The organism is Bradyrhizobium oropedii, assembly GCF_020889685.1.
Classification (GTDB): Bacteria; Pseudomonadota; Alphaproteobacteria; order Rhizobiales; family Xanthobacteraceae; genus Bradyrhizobium; species Bradyrhizobium oropedii.
The window spans coordinates 1-5,389 of record NZ_JACMYO010000315.1 but is presented as its reverse complement, the minus strand read 5'-3'; the positions used below and the strand labels follow the sequence as shown (position 1 = coordinate 5,389).

General features: G+C 64.2%; 6 protein-coding genes. 3 read left to right on the top strand and 3 right to left on the bottom strand.

Features of this window, described 5'->3' with window-relative positions:
- Positions 1 to 265 precede the first annotated feature (265 nt).
- Entirely contained in the window at positions 266 to 1,489 is a 1,224-nt protein-coding gene (locus H8A95_RS41380; protein ID WP_229188227.1) for an MFS transporter, read from the bottom strand.
- A 116-nt stretch (positions 1,490 to 1,605) separates the two neighbouring features.
- Between H8A95_RS41380 and H8A95_RS41375 the strand changes: the two genes are divergently transcribed.
- The gene (locus H8A95_RS41375) at positions 1,606 to 2,862 is read left to right on the top strand and encodes a NupC/NupG family nucleoside CNT transporter (protein WP_229188226.1); all 1,257 of its coding nucleotides are present in this window, start codon (positions 1,606 to 1,608) and stop codon (positions 2,860 to 2,862) included.
- A 228-nt stretch (positions 2,863 to 3,090) separates the two neighbouring features.
- Here the strand turns inward: H8A95_RS41375 and H8A95_RS41370 are convergent, their stop codons facing one another.
- Both H8A95_RS41370 and H8A95_RS41365 read right to left on the bottom strand, forming a co-directional pair.
- Positions 3,091 to 3,681, bottom strand: a complete 591-nt coding sequence (locus H8A95_RS41370) for a cupin domain-containing protein (protein ID WP_229188225.1) — start codon at positions 3,679 to 3,681, stop codon at positions 3,091 to 3,093.
- Between the two features lie 97 nt (positions 3,682 to 3,778).
- The gene (locus H8A95_RS41365) at positions 3,779 to 4,069 is read right to left on the bottom strand and encodes an usg protein (protein WP_229188224.1); all 291 of its coding nucleotides are present in this window, start codon (positions 4,067 to 4,069) and stop codon (positions 3,779 to 3,781) included.
- Positions 4,070 to 4,462: 393 nt separating this feature from the next.
- Between H8A95_RS41365 and H8A95_RS41360 the strand changes: the two genes are divergently transcribed.
- Positions 4,463 to 4,777, top strand: coding sequence for a co-chaperone GroES (locus tag H8A95_RS41360; protein WP_229169122.1), 315 nt, complete (start codon positions 4,463 to 4,465; stop codon positions 4,775 to 4,777).
- A 54-nt stretch (positions 4,778 to 4,831) separates the two neighbouring features.
- Positions 4,832 to 5,389, top strand: a 558-nt coding sequence (locus H8A95_RS41355) for a TCP-1/cpn60 chaperonin family protein (RefSeq protein WP_274617720.1), incomplete at its 3' end; no start/stop codon positions are given.

Genomic DNA, 5,389 nt, shown 5'->3' with positions numbered 1-5,389 from the left:
GTCGGGGATGAGGGGGAGTCTCCGCGAGGACGGCGAGAGACGCATTCGCGGAGAGTCCCCCTCACCCGCCGCTGCGCGTCGACCTCTCCCCGCAAGCGGGGCGAGGTGGAGATCCAGAGCTTTAGCCACAATCACCGTCATTGCGAGCCAACGGGTCGCGCGTACGCGCGCCCGATGACAGGCTCCGCGAAGCAATCCATCCATCCCCGCGGGGAAAAAGTGGATTGCTTCGTCGCTTCGCTCCTCGCAATGACGGGCGGAGAAACTACTCCAGCTTCTCGACATCCCGCAGTGTTGGGAACAGCTTCATCCAGAGCAGCGCCACCGCAACCGTCGCCACGCCGCCGAGCACGACCGACGGCACGGCGCCGAGCAGCGCCGCGGTGACGCCGCTTTCGAACTGGCCGAGCTGGTTCGAGGCATTGATGAACAGGAAATTCACCGCGCCGACGCGGCCGCGCATCTCGTCGGGGGTGGCAAGCTGCACCAGCGAGAAGCGGATCACGACGCTGATCGTGTCCGCGGCGCCGAGCACCGCGAGCGCCAGCGCCGACAGCCACATCCAGTGCGACAGCGCGAACACCACCGTCGCCACGCCGAACACGATCACCGCCTGGAACATGCGTAATCCCACGCGGCGGTTGATGGTGTGCCGCGCCAGCACCATCGTCATCAAGAGCGCCCCGACGGCGGGCGCAGCGCGCAGGACGCCGAGGCCGAGCGGACCGGTCATCAGGATGTCGCGCGCATAGATCGGCAGCAGCGCGGTGACGCCGCCGAACAGCACCGCGAACAGATCGAGCGAGATGGTGCCGAGGATCGCCGGATTGCTGCGCACGAAGGTGACGCCGGCAAACAGATCGTCCGACACCTCCCCGTTCTTCGTCGCTGCCTGCTGCAACCGGCCGATGCCGCCGGTCAGCAGCGCACCGAACAGCCAGAACACCATCATCACGGCATAGGGCGCGCTCGGCATCATCGCATAGGCGAAGCCACCGAGCGCGGGACCTGTGATGGTCGCGACCTGCGCCGCGCCGCTCGAGATCGCGGTTGCCCGCTGCAGCGAGCCTTGCGGCGCGATCAGCGGCAACAGCGCCGCGGTTGCCGGGCTTTCGAATGCACCGGCGATCCCGAGCACGAAGGTCGCAGCGAAGATCTGGATTTCGGAGATGGTGCCGGCAAAAGTGCTTCCGGCGAGAAACAATGCGGTCAGCGCCTCCGCGACCTGGCAGGCTTGCACCACGCGCTTGCGCTCGAAGCGGTCGGCAGCGTGACCCGCGACGAACACCAAGAGCGCCGTCGGCAGGAACTGCACCAGTCCGACCATGCCGAGGTCGAATGCGCTGCCGGTCAGATCATAGATCTGCCAGCCGATCGCCACCGCGCCGATCTGGCTGGAGAAGCGCGACAGGCTGCGCGACGACAGAAAAAACAGGAATGGTCTGTGGCCGAGCAGATCGCGGGCGCCGGCCGATGTGACGGAGGACATGGATGATGGCGTGACCGAGCACCTGCAACTTGTCAATGGCGGGAAAGAGAACGCGCAACAGCATTGCGCTGCGCGAGGCCCCTGCCCATAATCGCACGAGGGTTCTTGGGGGCATGATGCTGCAGTTGCAATCGGCGTTCGGCGTGGTGGCGTTGCTTCTGATCGCCTGGGCGTTGAGCGAGAATCGCCTGAAGGTGTCGCTGCGGCAGGCGGCGATCGGGCTCATCGTTACGATCGTCGCCGCGCTGGTGCTGATCAAGGTGCCGCTGGTGACGCAGGCGTTCGGCGCGATCAACGATGCCGTCGGCACCATCGCCGCCGCGACGCGCGCCGGCACCGCCTTCGTGTTCGGTTACGTCGGCGGCGGCCCCGCGCCGTTCGATCCCAAGGCGCCGGGCTCGGATTTCATCCTCGCTTTCCAGGCGCTGCCGATCGTGCTGGTCATGAGCGTGCTGACGACGCTGCTGTTCTATTGGAGCGTGCTGCCGCCGGTCGTGCGCGGCATGGCCTGGATCCTGGAGCGCACGCTCGGCGTCGGCGGCGCGGTCGGGCTCTCGACCGCGGCCAACATCTTCCTCGGCATGGTGGAAGCCCCGCTGTTCATCCGCCCCTATCTGGCGCAGCTCACCCGCAGCGAATTGTTTCTGGTGATGACCGGCGGCATGGCCGGGATCGCCGGCACGGTGCTGGTGCTCTATGCCACGCTGCTGGCGCCGCTGATCCCCGATGCGGCCGCGCATTTCGTCATCGCCTCGGTGCTCGGCGCGCCGGCCGCCATTCTGGTCAGCCTGATCATGGTGCCGGAGACGACGGACAAACGCACCGGCGGATCGCTCGACGATCCCGACGTCCAGGTGTCGTCGACGATGGACGCCATCGTGAAGGGCACCACCGCGGGGCTCGAGCTCCTGATGAACATCATCGCGATGCTGCTGGTGCTGGTCGCGCTCGTCTATCTCGCCAACAAGATCATCGGCCTGCTGCCGGAGATCGGCGGCGCGAAGATCTCGTTGCAGCGGCTGCTTGGTTACGTGATGGCGCCGGTGTGCTGGCTGATGGGCCTGCCGTGGCCGCAGGCGATCACGGCAGGAAGCCTGATGGGCACCAAGACCGTGCTGAACGAGCTGATCGCCTATGTCGATTTGTCGAAGCTCGGCCCCGACGCGCTCGATCCGCGCTCACGCCTGATCATGCTCTATGCGATGTGCGGCTTCGCCAACTTCGCGAGCCTCGGCATCATGATCGGCGGCCTCGGCATCATGGCGCCCGGACGGCGCAACGAGATCAACGCGCTCGGGCTGAAGTCGGTCGTCTCAGGCACGCTGACGACATGCCTGATGGGCGCGATCGTGGGGGCGATGACGTCGCCGTAGCCTGCGGAGCCGTAGCCCGGATGAAGCGAAGCGCAATCCAGGGCCGTCTCCGCCGGATGCGCGAGTCCCGGATTTCGCTGCGCTACGAAACCGACTTGCCCACGTCATTCCGGGGCGCGCAGCGCGAGCTATGATGCGCAATTGCGCATCTGAGAATCCATTTCTCCATGCGGGCGGCGGCCTGATGGATTCCGGGCTCGGCGCTTCGCGCCGCCCCGGAATGACGGCCTACGCCTCCAGCTCCACCGTCTTGAACTCGGCCGGCAGGATCACTTCCAGCAGTTCGACGTCGTCGGAGTAGTCCAGGATCATGTGCCGGATGCGCGGCGGCTGGGTCCAGGCGCTGCCTTCCTTCATCAGCGTCTCGCCCTCGCCTTCCATGTAGGTCTTCACCCAGCCCTTGAGCACATAGACCATCTGGAAGTCGACGTCGTGGAAGTGCAGCTTCGACACTTCCTCCGGATTGCACGGTCCCTGCAGCCGGATGACATGCGCCTGCGCGAGGCCGTGCGAGGCGGCAGCGATGCCGAGGTCGCGATACCTGGCATAGGTGCGCAGGCCGTCGGCCTTGAAATCCTCTTCGCGGTGATGGCTGATCGCGATGCGCTGCTTCGGCAGTGCCTTGGTGGCAGCCTTGGCTGCAGTCTTGGCTGCTGCTTTCGGCGCGCTCTTCTTCGCCGCCGAGACGCGGCCCTTGGACTTGATGGTCTTGCGCGCAGAGGATTTCGCGGAGGATTTCTTGGCACCGGCGCCGAGCCCGGTCCACTTCTTCCGCACCGCGGTCTTGGCTGCGGATCTTGATGCCGTCTTCTTGGCCATTGTTCGCCTCCCGTCTTTTTCTGGCGGGCGAAGGCTAACACAAGTCACGCATCCAAGGTGGGCAAAGGCGCGGGCCGCGCCCTGCTCCCTTTGGCGATCAATGCAACCGGAACACGCCGTCGACGGCGCGCAGCTCGGCCGGCTTGACCAGCTTGGAATGCGCCACCGTCACCGAGAACAGCGGGCCCTCGAGCTTCTGCTGCCAGAAGGCGAGGAAATCCTGCAGCGCCGGAAATCTCGGAAACAGGTCGTAGTTCTGCCAGACATAGGTCTGCAGCAACGAGGGGTGATCCGGCATCCGATAGAGGATCTGCGCCGTCGTCAGCCCGTACCCCAGCAACTGCTTCCGGAAATCGTCGGAAACAACCCCACCAACTCGCGAGACCATGCCAACCTCCTGTGACGGAGCGCATTCAATTGGTGGCCGACCTTCCCCGCCGGACCACCGGCAATGGATGCGCTCACATGAGAGAAATGTGACGCACGCGACTAACCCATCTCAAGCCTAAATGTTTAATAGGTTGTTGAAATTTCTTGCGTTAGCAGCAGCTTACCGCATCTGCTAATAGCCCCGGTGGCCCGCTGGGCGGCATTAAGGATGCCGAAATGATCTCGGCATCCTTCTGGCAGCCGTCATTCGCGAGTGCCAATTTTTCTGCTAGAGGCACTTGCCCGCCGTCAAGGCTTGGCCTATCTCCTGCCCAACCACTCTGGCACTCGCTGGATTGGACTGCTAACACTCCAAAAATCTACAGCATATGCAAACGTTTAGGAGGACTGCATGAAATTCCGTCCGCTTCACGACCGCGTCGTGGTCAAGCGTATCGACGCCGAAGAGAAGTCTGCTGGCGGCATCATCATTCCGGATAGCGCCAAGGAAAAGCCCTCGCAGGGCGAAATCACCGCCGTCGGCCCGGGCGGCCGCGACGAAGCTGGCAAGCTGATCCCGATCGACCTCAAGGTCGGCGACCGCGTCCTGTTCGGCAAGTGGTCCGGCACCGAGGTCAAGATCGACGGTGAAGACCTGCTGATCATGAAGGAAAGCGACATCATGGGCGTGCTCGACGTCCCCGCTTCCAAGAAGAAGGCGGCCTAAGCGCCTCTTTCCCAAGATTCCTCCAGGGTAAAACCATTCCAAGGAAAAATTCAGATGGCAGCTAAAGAAGTCAAATTCTCCGTCGATGCGCGCGACAAGATGCTGCGCGGCGTCGACATCCTCGCCAATGCGGTGAAGGTCACTCTCGGCCCGAAGGGCCGCAATGTCGTGCTCGAGAAGTCGTTCGGCGCTCCCCGCATCACCAAGGACGGCGTCACCGTCGCCAAGGAGATCGAGCTCGAGGACAAGTTCGAGAACATGGGCGCCCAGATGGTGCGCGAAGTCGCTTCCAAGTCCGCTGACGCGGCCGGCGACGGCACCACCACCGCAACCGTGCTCGCCCAGGCGATCGTGCGTGAAGGCGCCAAGTCGGTCGCGGCCGGCATGAACCCGATGGACCTGAAGCGCGGTATCGACCTCGCGGTCGAAGCCGTCGTGGCCGACCTCCAGAAAAACTCGAAGAAGGTCACCTCGAACGAGGAGATCGCCCAGGTCGGCACCATTTCGGCCAACGGCGATGCCGAGATCGGCAAGTTCCTCGCCGACGCCATGAAGAAGGTCGGCAATGAGGGCGTGATCACGGTCGAGGAAGCCAAGTCGCTCGAGACCGAA